Genomic DNA, 20603 nt, shown 5'->3' with positions numbered 1-20603 from the left:
AACTTTAAAGATAACTGAAATTTTCGTCCGTACCAAGTTTTTCCGTCGCAGACGACACGTGTCGCGCTCGTGCTTCCGAGGGGGCAGGCCGCAGTACCGGGCGGGCAGGGAGAATTTTACGACCCGATTATATAGATATACCGATCGTTTTTACCGGCGTTTTTCGGCCTGCGCCGAACCCTCCGGGTCTTTTGCCCGGGTTTGCCATATTCGATTCGAGCGGCGCCGCGGTGCCGATAGCGGAAAATTACTGCCGAACAGGTTCGGGTACCGAAATATATGATCCGGTCCGGTTTACGCAATCGTATTTTTCGACTTTGCGTTCGTCCTCGAAAAGGAGAGCGCAACCCGAACGGGCGGCAGCGAGCCGGGGCTGCGGGGCGGACGGGAGCGGCAGAAGGCGGTTTGCCGCAGGCCGTTATCGTCCGTGTTCCGTCTCGTCGGTATTCCCGGTTTCTCCGCCGGCGGAAGACGACGAATCGGGAAGAACGTTGCCGTCCGCTTCTTCCGCCGTCTCTTCGTCGTCCAGCGGCGCCAGCGCGGCCGGCATCTTCTTGGCCGCCTTGACACCCAGCTTGCGCAGCGATTCGGCCCGTCGCACGAGGTTGCCGTTTCCTTCGCGGAGCTGCCCGAGCGCGGCGCGGTAGGCTTTGTCGGTGCGGCCCAGAGCGTCGCCCACGGCGAGGAAGTTTTCGGCGAACCCGACGAATTTGTCGTACAGGGCGCCGCCCTGCCGCGCGATCTCCAGCGCATAACGGTCCTGGCTGTCGCGCCGCCAGAGGTCGTCCACGATCTTGAGGATCGCGAACAGGTTGGTAGGACTGCTCAGGATCACCTTCCGGCGGTAGGCGTCGTCCCACAGTTTCGGATCGCTTTGCAGCGCCACGAGGAAAGCCGGCTCGTTGGGCACGAACATGATGACGAAATCGGGCGAGGCGGAGGTCAGTTTCTGGTAGCTTTTCCCGGCCAGTTCGTCGATGTGTTTGCGCACCGAGGCCACATGGGCCGCGAGGGCCGCCTTGCGGGCGATCCCGTCGGCGCCGTCCGCTTCCGCGTAGGCGGCGTAGGCCGTCAGCGATACCTTCGAGTCGATGACCATCTGTTTGTCGCCGGGCAGCAGGAGCACCACGTCGGGGCGCACGTGGGCGCCCTCCTCGGTGCGGAAGTCTTCCTGCACGCGGAAGTGGATCCCTTTTTGCAGGCCGGAACTTTCGAGCAGGGTTTCGAGGATCATTTCGCCCCAGTCGCCCTGCGCCTTGCTGTTGCCGCGCAGGGCGGCGGCCAGGTTGTTGGCCTCGCGGCTCACCTGGTTGCTCGTTTCGTGCAGCCGCCGGATTTCGGCTTCCAGCACTTTGCGCTCGGCGGCTTCCTGTTCGATGCGCTGGCGGAATTTTTCGAGATTCTCGCCGAGGGGGCGGAGCAGGTCGCCGATGTTTTGCCGGTTGGTTTCGGTGAAACGTTTGGTTTTGTCTTCCAGAATGTCGTTCGCAAGGTTTTGGAAATAATCCGTAAACTGTTTTTCGAGTTTTCCGCGTTCGGCGGTCTGGGTTTCGAACCGTTCCGACCAGATGCGGATTTCGGCGCGGGCTTCGGCTAACCGTTTGTCGGCTTCGGCGCGGGTCTCGGCCAGCTGCCGGGCGGCTTCGGTTTGCGCTGCGGCGAGGGTACGGTCGGCGGCGGCCTGCTGTTCCGCCGACCGGGTCCGGGCCTCCTGCAAGGCCTCCCGGCATTGTTCTTTCTCGCTCAGCAGGCGTTCGTTCTCCTGAGCGGTGCGCCGGGCGGCGGCCTGTTCCGACCGCAGTCTGGCAAAGAGGGCGGCGGCTATGGCCGCCAAAGAGACGATCGTCGTAATCGCTATGATATCCATACGGGGCTGTCGTTTTCAGGTAAGCCGTATCCGGGCCGTCCGCCGTCCGGCGGCATTCTGGCGGGCTTCGTCTGCAAAAGTACGATTATAATCGCAATGGCAAGCGCGCACGGCCCCCGTCCGCATGCGATATTTCAGCCGAAGGTGCTATTTTTGTACCGATTGGCGGCGATTGGAAATATGGACCTGAAATGATGATTTATCCGAAAGATTTTGAGCAGCGGATCGGATTCGACAAGATCCGGGACGCCGTTTCGCTTTTGTGCGGAACCGAAGCCGCGCAGCGACTGGTGCGCGAAGCGGCCTTCACCTCCGACCGTACCGCGCTGGCCCGGACGCTGGGCGAAACCGCCGAAATGCGGGACGTCCTGATGCTCGAAAGCGACTATCCGGGCAGCGGATATACCGATATGAACCGATTCCTGCGCAAGATACGCATCGAAGGCACCTATCTGGAGCCGGCCCAGATGACCGACCTGGCGAAAGCGCTCGAACTGCTGGCGGGGCTGACCGCTTTTTTCCGGGGCAAACGCGCGGAGGGGAACGACCCGTATCCCCTGCTCGGAGCATTGACCGAACCGGTGGAGGATTTTTCGGCCGTGCGGCGCGAAATCGCGCGTATCCTCGACCCCGATACGGGAACGGTGCGCGACAACGCCTCGGCGGAGCTGGCGCAAATCCGCCGGACGCTGCGCGAAAAGGCGGGACAGGTGGACAAACGCCTCCAGGCGATCCTGCGGCAGGCTCAGGCGGCCGGGCTGGTCGATCCGGACAGCGAAATATCGGTGCGCGACGGACGCACGGTGATCCCCGTGGCGGCGGTCAATAAGCGTAAGATCAAAGGGCTGGTGCACGACGAATCGGCGACGGGGCGCACGGCCTATATCGAGCCGATCGAAGTGGTGGAGCTGAACAACGAGCTGCGGGAGCTGGAGAACGAAGAGCGGCGCGAAATCGTCCGGATACTTACCGCTTTCGCCGACCTGCTCCGCCCGGAGCTGCCGCTGCTGCTGGCTGCGGGCGAATACTTAGTGCGGATGGATTTCATCCAGGCCAAGGCGCGTTACGCGCTGGGCATGGACGCCGTGCTGCCGGAGCTGGCCGACGGCCCGCAGATGCGCCTGCGGCAGGCCCGGCATCCGTTGCTCGAAAAAGCGTTGAAGAAGGAGGGCAAACCGATCGTACCGCTCGACCTGGCCCTGACCCCGGAGAAATATATCCTCCTGATTTCGGGGCCGAACGCCGGCGGGAAATCGGTCTGCCTCAAGACGGCGGGCCTGTTGCAATACATGCTGCAATGCGGCTGGCTGGTGCCGGCCGACGGCGACTCGCGGATGGGGATTTTCGACAGCCTGTTTATCGACATCGGCGACCAGCAGTCGCTGGACAACGATCTTTCGACCTATTCGTCGCATCTGATCAACATGAAAACGATCCTGCGGCATGCCGACGACCGGTCGCTGGTGCTGATCGACGAGTTCGGTTCCGGCACCGAACCCGGCACCGGCGGGGCCATCGCGGAAGCGGTGCTGCAACAGCTCGAAGAACGGCACGTGCGGGGCGTGATTACGACCCACTATGCGAACCTGAAATACTACGCGGCGGGGGCGCAGGGGATCGAAAACGGCGCGATGGCGTTCGACCTGCAAAATATCCGTCCGTTGTTCCGGCTGGAGATGGGGCGGCCCGGCAGTTCGTTCGCGTTCGAAATCGCGCGGAAAATCGGGCTGCCCGAAGCGATCATCCGTTCGGCGGAGGAGAAAATCGGCTCGGCGCAGGCCAATGCGGAAAAACACATCCGCGAAGCGGCCCGCGACAAACGGTACTGGGAGTCGAAACGGGAACGCATCCGGCTGGCCGAAAAGAACATCGACCGCACGGCGGCGCAGTATGAATGGCAGTTATCCCAGATACAGGCCGAAAAGACGAAAATACTGGCCGAAGCGCGGGCCGAGGCGGAAAAGCTGCTGGCCGAAGCGAACCGTAAAATCGAGAACACGATTCGCGAGATCCGAGAGTCTCAGGCCGAAAAAGAGCGCACGCGGACTGCGCGTACCGATTTCGACGAGTTCCGCCGCCTGATCGCCGGGAGCGAGACGGTCTCCCTGTCGGAAAGAGAGGATGCGATCGAGCGCAAGATGCGGCAGCTGCGGGAGCGCGAAGCGCGGCGCAAGGAGCGCAAAGCGCAACGAGCCTCGGAAGAGGCGGACCAGCAGGGAGATGCGGTGTCTAAAAAGCTGGAAAAACCGCGTGAAATCGAACCGGGTTTCCACGTCCGGCTCAAGGGCCAGCAGGCCGTCGGAGAGGTGCTGGCCTTGCAGGGGACGAACAAGGCGACGGTGGCGTTCGGCCATGTGACGACGGTGGTGGACAAGGCGCGGCTGGAAATCGTGCCGCATGCGGAGTTCAGGAAGATCCGCCGGAACGGCGCGGCTGCGGGAAGCGATTCGTTCGGGGCGTTCGGTTCGGGGGGCGGCTCGGCCGGGGCCGAAAGTTACGATACGTCGAAACGGCGGCTCAATTTCAGACAGCAGCTGGATATCCGGGGTATGCGTGCGGCGGAGGCGTTGCAGGAGGTGCAGTCGTTCGTAGACGAAGCGATCGTACTCGGTTTCCCGCAGGTCACGATCCTGCACGGCAAGGGCACAGGGGCGTTGAAAGAGGAGGTGAGGCGCTATCTGAAAACGGTGCCGCTGGTATTGTCGGCCGCGGACGAACACGAGGAGTTCGGCGGGGCGGGGATCACCGTCGTGAAACTGGATGTCTGAACGGCTCTTCGGCGGATTGCCGGGCGGGATACGGCTCGACAATGTATTTTTACAGGATTCTTTTTGGTAATTATATACTATTTTACACGGCATGATTTTTCGGCTCGCACCGGACCCTCCGGGTCTTTTGCCCGGGTTTGCACCGCCTCATGCTGTCCGGCGCAGAGCCGAAACGGGGTTTGTGTAAAGTCGTATATAGTCGCCTTCTTTTTTTCAGCCGGAGGCCTGTCCCGGACGATAGGCGACGCCGCGAAGCCGTCCGGCAGCGGCCCTGTTTTTGTACCCGGATTGTAAACCGGAATTCGTAACTTGCTCCGGATTTCAGCTAAAACCACGGAGATGAATCATCGTTTGCTTCTGACAACTTTCGGCGCCGCCGCACTCCTCGCCCAGCCCGCCGCCGGCAAAAACCGTACGGCAGGAACGCCCGCTCCCCGGCAGGGCGAACGCCCCAATATCCTCCTTTTTCTGGTGGACGACATGGGCTGGCAGGACACCTCGGAACCTTTCTGGAAAGACACCACGCCGCTGAACCGAACCTACCGCACGCCCAATATGGAACGGATGGCCCGCCGCGCCGTCAAATTCACCGACGCGTACGCCGCCTCAGTCAGTTCCCCCTCGCGGGTGAGCCTGCTGACCGGCATGAATCCGGCCGCCCACCGCGTCACCAACTGGACGCTCCGCAAGGACGAAGGCCCCGACCCGGAAAACCCCGTACTGGAGTGGCCGGCCTGGAGCGTGAACGGCATCGCCGCGCAGCCGGGCGTGCCCGGAACCACCTGCGCGACTCCGCTGCCCGAATTGCTGCGCAGGGCCGGATACCGCACTTCGCTCGTCGGGAAAGCCCATTTCGGAGCGCTCGGCACCCCTGCGGCCGACCCGCTGACCCTGGGATTCGACGTCAACATTGCGGGCCATGCGGCAGGCAGCCCGGCATCGTATCTGGGCGAAAAGAACTTCGGCAACATACCTGGCTGGGAAGAGCAGCCGCTCAACGCGATACCGGATCTGGAAGCCTACTGGGGCGAAGACATCTTCGCTACCGAAGCGCTGACGCGCGAGGCGAAAAAACAGATCGACACGGCCCTGATGCTGGACCGGCCGTTTTTCCTCTATATGAGCCATTACGCCGTGCATGTGCCCTTCGACCGGGACATGCGTTACTACCCCGCTTACATCGAGCGGGGACTCGACCCGACCGAGGCGGCCTACGCCGCGCTCGTGGAGGGAATGGACAAGAGTCTGGGCGATCTGAGGGATTACCTCCGGGCGAAAGGCATCGACCGAAACACGGTCGTGATCTTCCTCTCGGACAACGGCGGCCTCGCGGCCTGGGGACGGAGCGGCAGACCGGGGACCCAGAACCGGCCGCTGCGCAGCGGCAAGGGTTCTCCGCTGGAAGGGGGCATTCGAGTCCCGATGATGGTCGAATGGCCGACCGTGGCGGATGCCCATACGCATTGCACGGTACCGGTCGCCATCTACGACCTGTTCCCGACCCTGCTGGAAATCGCCGGAACGGAGAAAGTCCGCACCGTACAGCGGATCGACGGGCAAAGTCTCGTACCACTTATCGGGGGCGATGCGGCGATCAGGCGCAAACGGCCGCTCGTCTGGCATTTTCCGAACATGTGGGACGCCGCGGGAGACGGTATCGGGCCGTACAGCGCGATCCGGCAGGGCGACTGGAAACTCATCTATTATTACGATACGGGGCGGACGATGCTTTTCAACCTGCGGGAGGACATTTTCGAGAAGATCGACCACGGGGCGAATCCGACTCAGGACAAACGGCGCGAACGGATGGCGAAAAAACTGACCGACGAGTTGAAGCGGATGGACGCCCAGGTACCCCGTGTCAAAACCACGGGCCGCTGGTGCCGCTGGCCGGACGGTTCGCCGTACCGCGTGCCGCGCCGCGAAAAGTCGGGCAAAGGCGATGGCATTCATTTTTAGCGGCCGGGGCCGAACCGCTTCCCGGCCGTTCGTACGGGAAATCCGCCGCTCGACCGCTAACGCGAAACCGGCGCTGCGATTTTAGCCGGCGCCGTCCGTGCGGGATGGCCGGCTTCGCATCCGGGGCGGCAGAACGGGACGGGAAACTATCGCCGGTCGTGCGGCCGATGCTGCGTTCGCGGCGATATTTTCACCCGGCAGCGCCGCCGACAGCCCTGTCAGCGAAGGGAAGAAGAGGCTTTCTCGAATCGTCCGGCGGCGGCTTCCGTCCCGGATGCGGGTTTGTAGATATCGACGATCCGCAGCGAGTCGTCCAGCAACAGCAGAATCGGAGTGCTGACGTATCTCAACTCCCGCCGCAGCAGATCGTTGCGGTCGGTGTAGATATAATCGCGGTAACGGTAACGTTCCTGCGCTACCGACGGATTCGCATCCGCGGCCGCCACCGTGCAGGGCATACCTGCGCCGCGCAATCGCAGTAACGATGCGAAACCCGCGTCCAGACAGCTGCCGCAGTCCATGCCGTGGTAGATCAGGAGCACGCTCGGACCGTGCGGCAGGGTATCCGGGGCGACGAGCGCAGCCAGCGAAGCGACCCGTTTCCCGACCAGAAAGTCGCGGATCATCGTCTCGTATTGCGCGTATGCCGAATCGGCGCGGCGGGCGGCTTCGGCCTCCGGCGAAGATTTCGGCGTGCTCGTAGAAAGATTACCGCAGGCCGCCAGCAGAAAGGCGGCGAGTACCGGATATATCTTGCGCATGGTCGTGTCTCGTTTAAGCGGGCAGGGGGTAGCGTTTGATCGAGGAGCTTTGGGGAACGAATCCATAGATATAATCGTCCGTAATACAGAATCTTTGCACGAAATCAGGGAAGTCATACTGGCGCACCCATTCGGCTCCGCCGTTCGAAAGGTCGAATTCGAGCAGAGAAGAATGGTCGAGCCTTTCGTTATTGTAAACGCTTGAGAGGATATACAAGCGGTCGCGATATACATACGAGTCGAGAAATATTTGATAAGCCATATTCGGAGATTCAGCTATCCTACGATCATTCGTCATTTTATAATACATATCCTTTACGATCGGGATTCCGGCAATGTCCGCAGATCGAAGCGTATTGCCTTTTAAATCGTAAATTTCGATGACGGGAATAGAAGTCGGCACAGTTACCAAAGTATTGTTATATAAATGAACATGACGCGCGTTTTGGCGTTTGGTTTTGTGCGGATGCCCGAAATCAGTGGCCTGCCCGAATCTCCGGAGTTTATTTGCAGTCGAATCGCGACAATAGTCCACCATGGATTTATCAGGTATCCCCTCGTTACGTGTGTAGTAAATATGGTTATCATCCATGGTAAAGCGGTAGTTGAGGGGGATTTTTTCGTCCGGATTTTCCGCTCCGCAGAATTGCCCGTCGGTGGAAAAGCGCAGAATACGCATTTTGGTCACGTCGCCGACGAAAATCGTATCCTGGTGGATGACGAAATTTTCGATATAGCCGAAGTCCTGGGGCCCGTGTCCCTCCATGCCGATCGTCCTTAGCAGGTTCAGGTTGGAATCCAGCCGGAATATCTGGCACCGTTTCTGGTCGGACATATAGATATCCCCTTCGTACTCGCTGATACAAGCAACATGGTTGAAAAACGAGGAGTCGGAGAGTTGTTGCATCGTTTTGTCCGAAAACAGTTCGACATATTCGATCTGCGTTTTCGGAGCCTGGGAACATGCCGTCAGACCCGACAGGGCGATTATTGCGAGGTAAAGATTCAATTTCATAATCGTATCTGAAAAATTATGCTCCCGTTCGCAGCAAAACGGGAGCAAAGCGAATTATTAGAGACAGGAAGCAGACATATTGCCATCGCAGATTACAAATTTCAGTCCGTCGTCATCTTTGCCACTCGAACACGAAGATGTGCCTGTACAAAAGATTTCAGCACCGTTGCTGCATGTTGTACGTGCTTCGCAGTTGTCTCCGGGTTGCCACAAATCGGGTTCGATCGGTTCCTCGAAAGCCATCGCTTCGAGATCGGCCAAGGTCAGGTTAGAGGCGATCTTTTCCGTTTGCGACATGCGGTAGTTCTGGTAGGCGCCGGCGAGTACCGCAGCTCCCAATACTCCGAAGAGCAGGCTTTTGGTCGATTTTTTCATGGTGCTTGTTTTTAATTAATGAACGAACCCGGCACCGTGTCGGATTTCTGTCGAAATAGTAATATTTTTGGGATTTACAATAATTAGTTCTAAATATAAATAAAAACCGATTGGCGTTATCCGAATGGCTGGCCGATATATAATCGGGCTCGATAATAAACAGTTCTTTACCGAAGTTTATCGGCAGAGAAAGGCGATAGCACCGGGAACCTGCGGATGTCATTCCCGAACAGCGGGCGGCGGAAACCGGCGGACAGACCGGCATTTATTCCGGCAGCGGGTAACGCCTCAGCGAAGCGTCGTCCGGCGAGAAACCGTACAAACGGTTATTCGTTACGCCGATCCGCGAAAGATGCTCGCCGGGGAGAGAAAATTTCCGGCTGACGAACCGTTCAGGACCGGAGAGGTCGATTTCCAACACCACGCTGCCAGTCTTGAACTCATCGGCGGTTCCTTCGTCCGGATTGAGCAATACATACAATTTGTCTCTGTTCAGATAGGTATCCTCCATAAAGACATACCACATGTTCGGCGACTCCCGGATTTCGCGGTTGGCTGTCATTTCCAGGTAAATTTCTTTCACCGGAGTCACTTCCGACAGGTCCAGCGTTCCGGTCGGCCGGAGGGTGGCGGCATCGTAAAATTCCACGACGGGAATCGACCACGGTACCGCGATATACTGTCCGTCGCGGAAAAAAACGGAACGTTTGTTCTGCATGTCGTTTTTGGCGGGCGTACCGAAGTCGGTCCACTGGCCGAAGCGGGTCATTGCAGCGCTTGGGCGGTCGTATTCCGCCAGCGAGGTACGCTCCTGTCCGGAGCAGGCGGCGAAACATATCGAACCTTCGTCGCGCACGCTGAACCGTTTGAAGTAGGGAAACGCCTCTTTCATGTCGATCATCCCGCACCATTCACCGGAAGGAGTGAACATCAGAACGCCCCGTTTGTAGGCGTCGCCGACGTAAACAGTGTCGTTGCGGACGGAAAAACTGATAGCGGCGCCGATCTCCTGCGGCCCGCGTCCCTGACGTCCGATCACGGAAAGGAGCCGCATATCTTCATCAAGGCGAATGATTTGGCTTCGTTTGCGGTCCAGTACATATATGCTTCCGGTTCCGTCGGTCTCGATACAGGATATGTCGCTGAAAAACGAAGAATCCGAAAAGGAGTGGATGGTTTTGTCGCCCGGCCCGAGTTCTACGATTTCGGCCTTTTTACAGTCGGGACCCCCGCAGGCTGCCAGCAGAAGCGAACCGAGACCGATAATAAATGATATGATCCGCATGTCTTGTTCGGTTAAATGGGGAAAAGAAAATTGTATATTTCGATATACCGAACCGGTTCGGGGAGGACAGTCTGTCGGGTCGCTGGGCCGTTGAGTGCCGGACCTAAAAATGCCGGCGAACAGGGCGGGTTAATCGAGTTTACGCAATAGCGTAGCGACGAGTCGTTCGTTCGCTACGCCGGTTTAAAGTCATTAGTTGCAAGACGAGCCGTATTTCCCGTCGCAAATCACATACGAGCCGCCGCTCTCGTTCGGTCCGCTTTCACAAGAACTTCCGCCTGAACAATGAATGACAGCGCCGCTCGGACAAGTGGCTTCTGCATAACAATCCATTATCAGAGCCAATGATTCAATATTGTCCAGAGTAAGATTGGAGGCGATCTTTTCCGTTTGCGACATGCGGTAGTTCTGGTAAGCGCCGGCGAGTACCGCGGCTCCCAATACTCCGAAGAGCAGGCTTTTGGTCGATTTTTTCATGGTGCTTGTTTTTATTAGTGAACGAACCCGACACCGGGTCGGATTTCTGTCGAAATATAGTAATATTTTTTGGATTTGCGCTATTTTCTTCAAACATAAATGGCGGCCGATAATGATCCGCAGGGGATATGGTCGGTATATACAGCCTATTCTATTTTAGATAAACATCTGATTTAAAACTTATTGCCATGCCCTGTCCGCAAAAAACTGCCGGTCGGAGCGCCCGGTAGTCCGTAGGATCGTCCGGGAGAGATCATTACCCGATTTCGGGCAAAGTCGTATCTATCGACCCGGCCCGTACGGAGTATGTAAGTCGGTACCCGGGCCTAAGGCCGTTTGCGCTTTCTGGCGGAATAAGCGTATCTTTGCGGAAGTTTCGATATGCAGGTATGAAAAAACGGATTGCGATCTTTTTCTCTCTGGCGGCGCTGGCCGCGGCATTCACGGCGTGCGAGAAAAAAAAAGGGCCGGAGGTGCCGCTGCCCGGAAAGAACCGTACGGTGATCGAATATATGGTGGCGGATAATAACCTGTACAGTTATGCCGAGGGCGATATCAACGAAATGGAAGCGGCCTGGAGCGAAGGATACGACGGCCGCCTGGTGGTTTTCCTCTACCCGCCGGCAGCCGCGAGCGGTTACGCATCGGGCGGAACGGATTACGACGAACGGCCCCGGTTGCTCCTGATTTCGCGGGACGATGACCAGACGACTATTTCGAGCCGGGTGCTGAAAACCTATGACCGGGAATCGGATCCGACCGATCCGGCGGTGATGGGCCGGGTAGTGGAGGATGCCATGAAGCTGGCCCCGGCGGAAAGCTATGCGTTAGTCTTCTGGTCGCACGGGTCGGGCTGGTTGCCGAAAGGGGCGGGGCAGCCGCTGAAATCCGCGCTGCCCCCGGCGGACGATCCGCTGTGGGCCGGTTCGAAGCTGGCAGGAATGGCCTCGTCGGGGGGAGCGGCGGTTTCGGACGAAGGGACGACAGCCTATTCGTTCGGCCAAAGCGGCAGCCACGGAAACAACGAAATGGAGATCGACGAGCTGGCGCGGGCGCTCCCGGCCGGGACCGTGTTCGATTTCATCCTGTTCGATGCGTGCCATATGGCGAGCATCGAACTGGCGTGGGAGCTGAAAGACCATACGGATTATCTGATCGCTTCGGCGGCCGAGACGCTGGCCGACGGCTTCCCGTATGCGCGGATGATGGAAGCGATGTTCGCCCCGCGGACGGATGCGGAGGCGATCGGCCGCGAGTTTTACGAATATTACGACGCCCGGTCGGGGGCGTACCGGAGCGCGACGGTGGGGGTGGTGCGCAGCGACAAGCTGCCGTCGCTGGCCGGGGCGGTCAAGGCGTTGTGCGACGCGGGACTGCCGGCAGCCGGCATCTCGTATGCGGGTCAGCAATACGGCCGCCGGTCTGTCAAATTTCACGATACGTTTTATGACCTGGAGGATTTTGTGGTGCGCACCTGGGGAGAGGATGATCCGCTGGTGGCGTCGTTCCGTGCGGCGCTGGCCGGGGCGGTGGTCTATGCGGCGGCTACGCCGGTGCTGTTCAATGAATTGAGGGTCAATACGCATTGCGGGGTGTCGTGTTACCTGCCGCGAAATTCGACGCCGGTGTCGCTGGAGGCTTACCGCTCGCGCTTCGGATGGAGCGCGGCGTCGGGGATGGGAACGCTGGTGCCGTAGAACATATCGGATCGTTTCCGCTTCTTTCGGACCCGTGCGGCGTCCGTTTATCGTAAGGGCATCTTCTTTTCAGAACTGCGGACGTAATACCGAGGTTCGGTACCCGAACGGATGGAACCGGTATATTTTTGGTATATATACTATCTTCCACGGCATGATTCTTTCGGTTCGCGCCGCCACCTGCGACAAGGAGAAATTCCGGTCAGGGTATTCGCAGTACGGGGGTCTGCGTTACCAAGAGGTCGTTCCATGGTTGGTTAATCCTATATTTGTTTGCCAAGGGACTGCAGCCGGAGAAGAATGGTGGTAGTTGCAGGCAGGTTCGAGTGCGAGCGGCACCGGGCTTTCGCAAGACTGCGTTCCGTCCGTTAATGCGGAAGTGCAGTTTTAACTGTACCACGACTTTCAGGTTGCACTTGGCCGGAGCTTTCCGCTGTAGCGGCCCGCTTGCTCGCAAGGCTCGTTCCCGATCTTCGCAGGCTGCGATCCGTTATAGAAACGTACGGTTAAACTGTTTTACTTTTTCGGTTTTGCGCCCACCCCATCGGAGCCAACTCCCGGTCGGAGCACCCGAAGGCACCGCGAAAGCCGGCGATTCTTGCGAATCGCATCAATAAAAATCGTACGGTTAATCGTCCGCCGTGTAACGGCCAGCCCGGAGCTGTCTTTGGCGAAAGGCTGCAACATTCGCAAAGCTCGGTCTTGTCCTCGCTGGCTCCGGGCGGCACCATTACAAATGAAATGAGTTTCCGCGATTCATAAGACTTGCCGGCTTGCACATCCAAGCGTCTCCGCCGCTTCGGGAAGCGTAAAGCCGAGATATTACGGCATTTAACCGTAGGGCTGTTTTTTTATTCGGCTCCTTTCCGGGCATCCGACCTGCTCCCTCTCCTCGAAACGACGGTATGATTCGACAGGCGACCGGTCGGCGGCTGCGGAAAATCGTTATATTTGCGCTTTCAAGATATTCAGGAAAATGGACGGTAAAAAAAGAGGATTTACGGCCGAAGTGCTCGCTACGCCTTATGGCAAACCCGATCCGCACGGGGCGCTGAATATGCCGGTGTACCAAAACGCAGCCTATGGTTTTCCGACTGCCGAGGCGATGGAGCTGGCTTTTACGGGACGTACGGCGGACCACGCCTATTCGCGTATTACCAATCCCACGGTGGAATATTTCGAGCGGCGTGTGCGGCAGGCGACAGGCGCGTTGGGCGTCACGGCGTTCAATTCGGGCATGGCGGCTGTCGCCAATCTGCTGCTGACGCTGGCGCGAGCGGGCGACAATGTGGTTGCCTCGCCGCACCTGTTCGGTAATACTTACTCGCTGCTGGCTTCGACGCTGGCGGATTTCGGCGTCGAAACCCGGTTCGCGGACATGACGGACCCGGAAGCGGTGGCGGCGGCCATCGACGGCGATACGTGCGCGGTATTTTTGGAAATCATCACTAATCCGCAGCTGGAGGTGGCCGATCTGACGGCTCTCTCGGCGGTGTGCCGGGCGGCGGGCGTGCCGTTGGCGGCGGATACGACGGTCGTACCGTTCCCGGCATTCCGGGCGCGGGAGTTCGGGGTCGATCTCGAGGTCGTTTCGAGCACCAAATATCTGGCGGCCGGTACGGGGTTGGGAGGCCTGTTGGTCGATTACGGGACGTTCGACTGGAGTCTTCGGCCGAAGCTGGCGCGGGCGGCCGAGGTGTACGGCGTGGCTCCGCGCGAGGCGTTCACGGCGAAGCTCCGGCGGGAGGTGCACCGGAATCTGGGAGCGTATATGACGCCGCAGGCGGCCTGGCAGCAATCGTTGGGGCTGGAGACGCTGGAGGTGCGTTATGCGCGTGCGTCGCGGACGGCTTCGGAGGTGGCGCGGGCTTTGGATGGATGGCCGGGCATTGCGGCGGTGAATTATCCGGGATTGCCGTCGAACCGTTTTTACGGGGTGGCTTTACGTCAGTTCGGGGAGGCGCCGGGGGCGATGCTGACTTTCGATCTGGCGTCGCAGGCCGCCTGCTATGGGTTCCTGGATCGTCTGCAGTCGATCTGCCGGGCGACGAACTTGTTCGACAACAAGTCGTTGGCCATCCACCCGTGGAGTACGATTTTCGGGACGTTCAGCGAGCAGGTGCGCCGGGAGATGGATATTTCGCCGTGTACGATCCGTCTGTCGGTGGGGCTGGAGGACGCGGAGGACCTTTTGGCGGATATTCGCCGGGCGTTGGAATAGGGCTGGTTCTCAGGGCTGTCGGCGGAGGACTGAAAATTTTTCCGCAAAATTTATGTGTCGGGGGTTGCGGTTTTTGTTTTTTTATCTACCTTTGCACTCGTCAATCGCCCCGGCGGTTTTTGCGGGGCGGAGAGAGGAGAGTTTTTTGCTGTTGTAGCTCAGTGGTAGAGCACTTCCTTGGTAAGGAAGAGGTCACGAGTTCAATCCTCGTCAACAGCTCTGATCGAGAGTTTTTTGAATGCTTTTGAAAATGCAACCTCGAAGAGGGTTGCGACGAAAGCGATCGTTGTGTCGAGTTTACTTGGCAACAATCGATCGATTACGGCGCAAGGATTCGCAGAATACTATTTTCAGAAGAATTCGAAAAAACACTAACGGGGCGCGGAGAGGATAACCAGCCTCACAAAGTGAGGCGCAGTAATCCTCGTCAACAGCTCGTTTTGCGGAAATAGCTCAGGAAAGTAGAGCACAACCTTGCCCGAAACGGCGGGACGGCGTTTCAAGAGAAACAGGATCCCCGACCTTGGCAAGTTGCCGCATCACACACACTATCGTACAAATATTTATTTACTGCGGAAATAGCTCAGTTGGTAGAGCACAACCTTGCCAAGGTTGGGGTCGCGAGTTCGAGTCTCGTTTTCCGCTCATAGGGAAAGCCGGTAATCAAACGATTGCCGGCTTTCTTGTTTTCGGAAAACGGAGACTTCGGCGAGCGACCCAGGGCCCCCTATGAGGGGGAGCGCCGTTGTCCGCTCCAGACGCCTTGAAAAAGAGGCTGTAATAAGATGAAAAATCCTTATGTATCAATGATATGTAAGGATTTTTTCTTTTCAGGCGGTTGCATGAAGAAGCAACCAAATGCAAGGTTTCTAAACCTAATTAGTGACCTTTCGGAACCAATCCTGAAATGGGTCACGAATGACGGTTATTACGCTCTCCTGCAATATCTTGCCCCGCAACATTTCTATGCTGTAAACGTATTAATCATCAAAAACGTACAGCATCATGGAAAAGAGAACGTTCTGCGTGGTTTTCTTCTGCAAGAAGACCAAGATCACCCGCAAAGGCAAAGCCCCCATCTACGTCCGCATCACCACACGAGGGCAATCCACCGAAATCTACACCCGATGCCAGATCGAACCCGAGAAATGGAACCAGAAAGCCGAACGGTCGCTGTGCCGGGATAAGATATCGGTGCAGATCAACGACATCTTAGCCAGCTACCGGGCCAGTATTCTCGCGGCCTACGACGGGCTTATCAAAGAGGGCAAAGAACCCAACTGCTTCGCCATGAAGCAGCGGCTTGTCAATCCTTACGAAAACACGAAACAGTTCTTATCTGAACTCGACAAATACTGCGAGAAGCGGCAAGCGGAGGTCGGCGTTCGCATTACTCAGCTTACGGCAAACAAGTACCATCGCCTTTTGCGCTACTTGAGGGAATATACACAGTCCCAATACAAAAAGAACGATCTGCCGTTGGAATCGGTCAGTTATGAATACATCGACGGTTTCAACACCTTTCTGCAAACGGCCCACAACTGCAAGAACAACGGAGCGGTCAATCTACTCTGTTGCCTGAAAAATTTTATCCTATACGCGATAAGGAACGAGTGGATTGAAAAGAATCCGTTTAAATATTACAAACTGAAAGAGGAGCACAACAAGGCGAAAGATCACCTGACCCAAGCCGAGTTGGAGCAGATGATTGTGAAGCCAATGCCGAACGAGCGGCTGGAGCGGATACGGGATGTGTTTGCGTTCTGTTGTTTCACAGGACTGGCTTTTACCGATGCTGACCACCGGCGAAAAAAGCATATCACGACCGCTGAAAACGGAACGGTATGGATACACAAGCCGAGAGAGAAAACGTCGGTAATGAGTCGCATTCCCTTGCTGTCTTATGCGATTAGGCTACTGCGCAAGTACGAGCATGATGCGAAATGCAGGGAGCAGGGCAAGATGCTGCCCATACCGAGCAATACGAAGATGAATGCTTACCTGAAAGAGATCGCGGACATCTGCAATATCGGCAAGACCTTGACCACCCATGTAGCCCGCCATACGTTCGCCTGCGTGGCGATCGAATACGGGATGCCGATCAACGTGCTGGCCAAGATTCTCGGCCATACGAACGTGAACATGACCCGGCACTACGCAAAAATCTCAGAAACCAATATCAGTCGCGAGATGATGAAGATCGGGGATAAGTTCAAAATAGCACAGTAGATAGCATTGGATAACAAAGAGGGCCGACTGGATAAGTAAACCACGTCGGCCCTTTGTTTAGTCAGAGACAGCCTCCCTGCAATTCCGTTCCAGTACCTCCCGTATTCCCGATTCTGGATAGAGGAACACCCGGTCGCTGACTGCCGTGTAGGTGATTTGCCGGATATCCCGGAGCGTTTGCAGCGTCCGGGGCGAGATATGCAGGTATTCGCAGAGCTCCGCCCCGGTCAGGTAGCGTTCCCCTTTGATTGAAGGCATGTAGTTGGCCTCCGCTCCTTGCAAAACCCGTTCGGTACGGTCGAGCGAGGATAAGGCTTGTCTTACCTCTTCGCTCTCCTTGGTCAGATAGTCCATTGCCATAGCTACACCTCCCGCCGTTTGGTTTTCGATTCCAGGAAAGCGGCCATGTCGCTCTCCCGGTAGAAGAACTTGCCCCCAACGCGGGAAAATGGAATGATCCCTTTCTCCCGGTAGGATTGCAGCGTCCGTTTGGTGATGCCTAATGCTTGGCATACATCCTGACTGTCGATTCACGGCTCTTTAGTTGTCGGCTGGTAGCGTTTCTCTAACCTCCGGGCTTGTGCGCCCAACGTCTCGATCTTTCCGAGCAAGGCGGTTCATACCTTCTCGTCGATACAGACGATTCCCATAATGCAATCTATTTTGGTTCACGGGCAAAGATAACGGCCTATCCCGCAATCAGTACACCGTGGAGTCTCATGGCGAGGTTTGGCCGGAAGTGGCGAAAACAGGTGCAATGAATAATGGTTGTTCGTTCAGAATTTGATTTATCCCATAGCAGTATAGCTATCTATCCGTATAGCTGTCGGGAAATTCGTTCGTTTTCACTTTCGGACGTACTGCCGTCCGAACTTCTTATCGGAAATAAGTACGGAATGGCATTGATCCGTCCGTATGGCCTTTCGTTCGGTTTTACGAACGACTGTCCTCTCGTCCGTTTGTGCTGACGTGTTTATCAAAGGCTTTTTAGACGTTCTTTCAATTGCAAATGAAACGACAATCTCCCGACATTGTACCGCTCTTTGCAGAGGTGGCGCGTGAAGTCAGGGTTTGGCGGGAGTTGGCGGGATCGCAAACAGTACAACTTGATTATACCCCCCCCCTACTTTTGTCCCGTGAGAACCATCCCCGCCGTTTCCCGCACAGGAAACAGGCACCCGAATACCTCCAATTCGGCCCCGGCCGGATTTTAATATGCGCAAGCATATAGCGAGGGGTACTTTCAGCGGGTGAATGACGATCCACCCGCTGAAAGGCCACCCCCGAAAACCATTCGGGGTGCGGGCCGGTTCTCCCAAGTCGAACCGTTAAAATGTTGTTTTATGAGAAAAGGACATCAAACAAGAAATCAGGCCGGCAATATCGTGCTGGCCGATCCGCGAATACATCGCTATTACGTCGCCTTGAACGACGAGGAAAATGAAAAATTCCTGGCTATGTTCCGCAGAACACAGGCCCGCAACGCCGCCGATTTTATCCGGGCGAGGATATTCGGCTGAGACTTTACGGTCGTCACGAAGGACAAAAACACGTTCGATTTTTACGTCCGCCTGACCGAGTTTTATTCCCAATTCAGGGCGATAGGAAACAACTATAACCAATGCGTGAAGGCGATTCACTCCATTTACGGGGAGAAGAAAGCGCTGGCTTTCCTCTACAAACTGGCGGGAGAAACGCAGAAATTGGAGCAGTTGATACAGCAGGTGATAGCCCTGATCGGGAAGTTTCGCGCCTGGCAGAAGGAGCATAAAGTCACTACACAGAATCCCGAATAGCCGATGATCCCTACCGTCGATTATGGCAGCAACGTATACGGCGTGCTGGCCTACAACAACATTAAAGTCGAAGCAAGCAACGGTAAACTGCTCTGATCTCAGGGCATTCCGGAGAGTCCCGGCGGCAAGCTCCATATCGACGAGTGCGCCGAAGCCTTCAAATACTATGCAGACCTGAATACCGACGTTAAGAAGCCGGTTATCCACTTCTCGCTCAACCCGTCGCCCAAAGACAAACTGACGGCGAACCAGATGATTATTCTGGCCCAGGAGTTTATGCAGCGCATGGGCTATGGCGAACAACCCTACATTATTTTCCAACATTCCGACATCGACCGGAAGCACATGCACATCGTATCCGTGCGGGTGGACGAAAACGGACAGGAAATCCCGTACCGTTTCGACCTGAAACGGGCCATCGCCCACTGCCGGGAAATGGAACAGAAGTACGGGCTTCACCCGCCCACCAAAAGCGACACGAAACAAGAAATCGCCGAACTAAAGCGCGTGGACTATCCAGCCGGGAATGTGAAGGAGCAAGTCAAACGCACGGCCCGTACGCTGATCGAGCGGTACAACGTCCGTTCGCTGTCGGAACTGAATACCTTGCTGGAGCTTTACAACATCCGCATCGACGAGGTTAAGGGTGTGACAGAGAAAGGCCCTTATCATGGCCTTATGTACGGAGCGTTGAACGACAACGGTTAGCGCATCGGAACGCCGTTTAAGTCCAGCAGGCTCGGCGAGGTGTTCGGGTGAAAGTCATTGGAAAAGCGGTTTGCGCGGAATAGCGAAAAGCTGAAGGAGAACCCCGAACGGCTGGCGCAGATCCGGCAGGCTATAGACCGGGCTAAAGCTAACTCCACGTCCGAGCGTTCGTTAGTCGCCAGGCTCAAGACAGAGCATATCGACGCCGTATTCCGCCGGACGGAGGACGGGCGGGTCTACGGGGCAACCTTTGTCGATCACGGCAGCCGGACTGTATTGAACGGTTCGGCGTTGGGTAAGGAGTATGCGGCTCGCACCTGGGACGAATGGTTTAAGAATCCACCGACGGAACAGTCCGAATCTCCGACTATGACCTACGAACCGATCCCGGCAGAGATGCCGAAATTGCCAGGAGGGCGGGCGCCACATCCGGGCCTGATAGCGAAACATCCCTGATCGGACAAACGCTACTGGACGGACTGGACATATTCGGGACGCTTTTCGAGCCGGGGCACGAGGTGCATGAATACATCGACCCGGAGTTCAGGCTGCTGCACCGGAAGAAACGAAAGAAGAAACAGCGAGGGCCGCGATTTTAGTCGCGGCCCTCGCCCGGTCTCTTTACCCGGTTTTCGTCGTCTTTGTTGGTCGTCCCCCTTTCCTGTCTCATTCTCCGAAACCTCGATTTCTCATTCACTTTTCCCCTTGCCACGCTCCTTTATTCTGCCTGTTTCTTTCGCTCCCTCTCCTTTGCTCTGTCCGTCCTCTGCCGTGCGGCTCCGAACTCTCCCTTTCCCCCCCGTCCGCTAAGTTACCGATTTTCCGGGGTGTCGGACAAGGCTATACGAAGCGCCCTCACCGGGCGGCCTTGCCGAACTCCCCGGAAAATCTCTGGCTAAACGCTACCGGAAAGAAAGGGAGAGGTGCGGGAAAAGCAATACCAATAGATGACGCTTCCAGTCATCAGGTAAAAGTGTATTGGAAAATGTTGTGTTATTTCGCAGGAATAGAGATTAGCCGCCTACTTGGTGTGGATACCGCGGAAGAATTCCTCTAAGGTCACGCCGTAGTAGTCACACAAATCACCAAGAGTGGAGAACGTGATGCTATGCTGGGCGGCTTCGATACGGCCAATGTTCAATTCCAAGTCAAAGCGAACATTTTCTTGGGTCAAATTACGCTCCTTGCGGAGTTCTTTTAGCCTCTCCGCAATCCTTTTGACCAAGATTTCATTCCGCCTTTGCTCTTTCATAATACAAATAACTACAATCGTGTAGTTTATTTTTACTCCACACTTGTAGGTATAAATAAAATCGCTTATATTTGTTGAAGCTGGATAAGGCATTATGAAAAAGAAACAGAGAAGAAACATTACCTTTGAACAGGTATTGACACACGGCTGAATTTAAGCCGAAACGTACCATAAAGAGACACAACTCTTTATA

18 protein-coding genes and 2 tRNA genes are annotated in these 20603 nt (G+C 56.6%); 11 read left to right on the top strand and 9 right to left on the bottom strand.

Annotated elements, in window-relative coordinates; genetic code table 11:
* Positions 1-418: 418 nt before the first annotated feature.
* Positions 419-1867: a DNA recombination protein RmuC gene (locus RIKMI_RS12695; RefSeq protein WP_051214240.1), complete on the bottom strand. Its 1449-nt coding sequence runs from the start codon at positions 1865-1867 to the stop codon at positions 419-421.
* 194 nt (positions 1868-2061) lie between these two features.
* Between RIKMI_RS12695 and RIKMI_RS0101995 the strand changes: the two genes are divergently transcribed.
* Both RIKMI_RS0101995 and RIKMI_RS12690 read left to right on the top strand, forming a co-directional pair.
* Complete coding sequence (locus RIKMI_RS0101995) at positions 2062-4635, top strand: endonuclease MutS2 (RefSeq protein ID WP_027290257.1); 2574 nt, start codon at positions 2062-2064, stop codon at positions 4633-4635.
* A gap of 339 nt (positions 4636-4974) precedes the next feature.
* Positions 4975-6594: a sulfatase gene (locus RIKMI_RS12690; RefSeq protein WP_051214238.1), complete on the top strand. Its 1620-nt coding sequence runs from the start codon at positions 4975-4977 to the stop codon at positions 6592-6594.
* Between the two features lie 218 nt (positions 6595-6812).
* On the opposite strand, the gene RIKMI_RS0101985 is transcribed toward RIKMI_RS12690, so the two are convergent.
* The 5 genes from RIKMI_RS0101985 to RIKMI_RS14775 all read right to left on the bottom strand — a co-directional run bounded on the left by RIKMI_RS0101985 (position 6813) and on the right by RIKMI_RS14775 (position 10507).
* Positions 6813-7355 carry a hypothetical protein gene (locus RIKMI_RS0101985; protein WP_027290256.1) on the bottom strand — a complete coding sequence of 181 codons (543 nt, stop codon included), beginning with the start codon at positions 7353-7355 and terminating at the stop codon, positions 6813-6815.
* A gap of 13 nt (positions 7356-7368) precedes the next feature.
* Entirely contained in the window at positions 7369-8370 is a 1002-nt protein-coding gene (locus tag RIKMI_RS0101980; protein ID WP_027290255.1) for a 6-bladed beta-propeller, read from the bottom strand.
* Positions 8371-8427: 57 nt separating this feature from the next.
* Positions 8428-8745, bottom strand: coding sequence for a hypothetical protein (locus tag RIKMI_RS0101975; RefSeq protein WP_027290254.1), 318 nt, complete (start codon positions 8743-8745; stop codon positions 8428-8430).
* A 265-nt stretch (positions 8746-9010) separates the two neighbouring features.
* On the bottom strand, positions 9011-10030 hold the full coding sequence (locus RIKMI_RS0101970) for an NHL repeat-containing protein (RefSeq protein WP_027290253.1): 1020 nt from the start codon (positions 10028-10030) through the stop codon (positions 9011-9013).
* Positions 10031-10222: 192 nt separating this feature from the next.
* Positions 10223-10507, bottom strand: coding sequence for a hypothetical protein (locus tag RIKMI_RS14775; RefSeq protein WP_027290252.1), 285 nt, complete (start codon positions 10505-10507; stop codon positions 10223-10225).
* Positions 10508-10896: 389 nt separating this feature from the next.
* On the opposite strand from RIKMI_RS14775, the gene RIKMI_RS0101960 reads away from it, so the two are divergent.
* From RIKMI_RS0101960 to RIKMI_RS0101940, 5 genes are all read left to right on the top strand, one after another.
* Entirely contained in the window at positions 10897-12204 is a 1308-nt protein-coding gene (locus tag RIKMI_RS0101960; RefSeq protein WP_027290251.1) for a clostripain-related cysteine peptidase, read from the top strand.
* Between the two features lie 976 nt (positions 12205-13180).
* The gene (locus tag RIKMI_RS0101955; RefSeq protein ID WP_027290250.1) at positions 13181-14425 is read left to right on the top strand and encodes a PLP-dependent transferase; all 1245 of its coding nucleotides are present in this window, start codon (positions 13181-13183) and stop codon (positions 14423-14425) included.
* Between the two features lie 147 nt (positions 14426-14572).
* Positions 14573-14644, top strand: a tRNA-Thr gene (locus RIKMI_RS0101950).
* A 353-nt stretch (positions 14645-14997) separates the two neighbouring features.
* Positions 14998-15070, top strand: a tRNA-Gly gene (locus tag RIKMI_RS0101945).
* A 360-nt stretch (positions 15071-15430) separates the two neighbouring features.
* Positions 15431-16654 carry a site-specific integrase gene (locus RIKMI_RS0101940; protein WP_027290249.1) on the top strand — a complete coding sequence of 408 codons (1224 nt, stop codon included), beginning with the start codon at positions 15431-15433 and terminating at the stop codon, positions 16652-16654.
* Between the two features lie 57 nt (positions 16655-16711).
* Here RIKMI_RS0101940 and RIKMI_RS0101935 read toward each other — a convergent pair whose 3' ends face one another.
* Both RIKMI_RS0101935 and RIKMI_RS14520 read right to left on the bottom strand, forming a co-directional pair.
* On the bottom strand, positions 16712-17014 hold the full coding sequence (locus RIKMI_RS0101935) for a helix-turn-helix domain-containing protein (RefSeq protein WP_027290248.1): 303 nt from the start codon (positions 17012-17014) through the stop codon (positions 16712-16714).
* A 2-nt stretch (positions 17015-17016) separates the two neighbouring features.
* The gene (locus RIKMI_RS14520; protein ID WP_084135307.1) at positions 17017-17184 is read right to left on the bottom strand and encodes a helix-turn-helix domain-containing protein; all 168 of its coding nucleotides are present in this window, start codon (positions 17182-17184) and stop codon (positions 17017-17019) included.
* Positions 17185-17997: 813 nt separating this feature from the next.
* On the opposite strand from RIKMI_RS14520, the gene RIKMI_RS15330 reads away from it, so the two are divergent.
* From RIKMI_RS15330 to RIKMI_RS14190, 4 genes are all read left to right on the top strand, one after another.
* Entirely contained in the window at positions 17998-18174 is a 177-nt protein-coding gene (locus RIKMI_RS15330; RefSeq protein ID WP_440590516.1) for a plasmid mobilization protein, read from the top strand.
* Between the two features lie 105 nt (positions 18175-18279).
* A complete protein-coding gene (locus RIKMI_RS15325; protein WP_169715488.1) occupies positions 18280-18450 on the top strand; it encodes a plasmid mobilization protein in 171 nt (56 codons plus the stop codon).
* A gap of 105 nt (positions 18451-18555) precedes the next feature.
* Positions 18556-19158 (top strand): relaxase/mobilization nuclease domain-containing protein, encoded by a 603-nt coding sequence (locus RIKMI_RS14195; RefSeq protein ID WP_084135145.1) that lies wholly within the window; start codon positions 18556-18558, stop codon positions 19156-19158.
* Positions 19159-19215: 57 nt separating this feature from the next.
* Positions 19216-19614: a hypothetical protein gene (locus RIKMI_RS14190; RefSeq protein ID WP_051214232.1), complete on the top strand. Its 399-nt coding sequence runs from the start codon at positions 19216-19218 to the stop codon at positions 19612-19614.
* A gap of 565 nt (positions 19615-20179) precedes the next feature.
* Here the strand turns inward: RIKMI_RS14190 and RIKMI_RS0101910 are convergent.
* Entirely contained in the window at positions 20180-20410 is a 231-nt protein-coding gene (locus RIKMI_RS0101910) for a helix-turn-helix domain-containing protein (RefSeq protein ID WP_027290247.1), read from the bottom strand.
* Positions 20411-20603 lie beyond the last annotated feature (193 nt).

Origin of the sequence: Rikenella microfusus DSM 15922, assembly GCF_000427365.1 — a bacterium.
Lineage (GTDB): Bacteria > Bacteroidota > Bacteroidia > Bacteroidales > Rikenellaceae > Rikenella > Rikenella microfusus.
The sequence above is the reverse complement of the archived record's forward strand: the minus strand, read 5'-3'. Positions and strand labels throughout refer to the sequence as shown.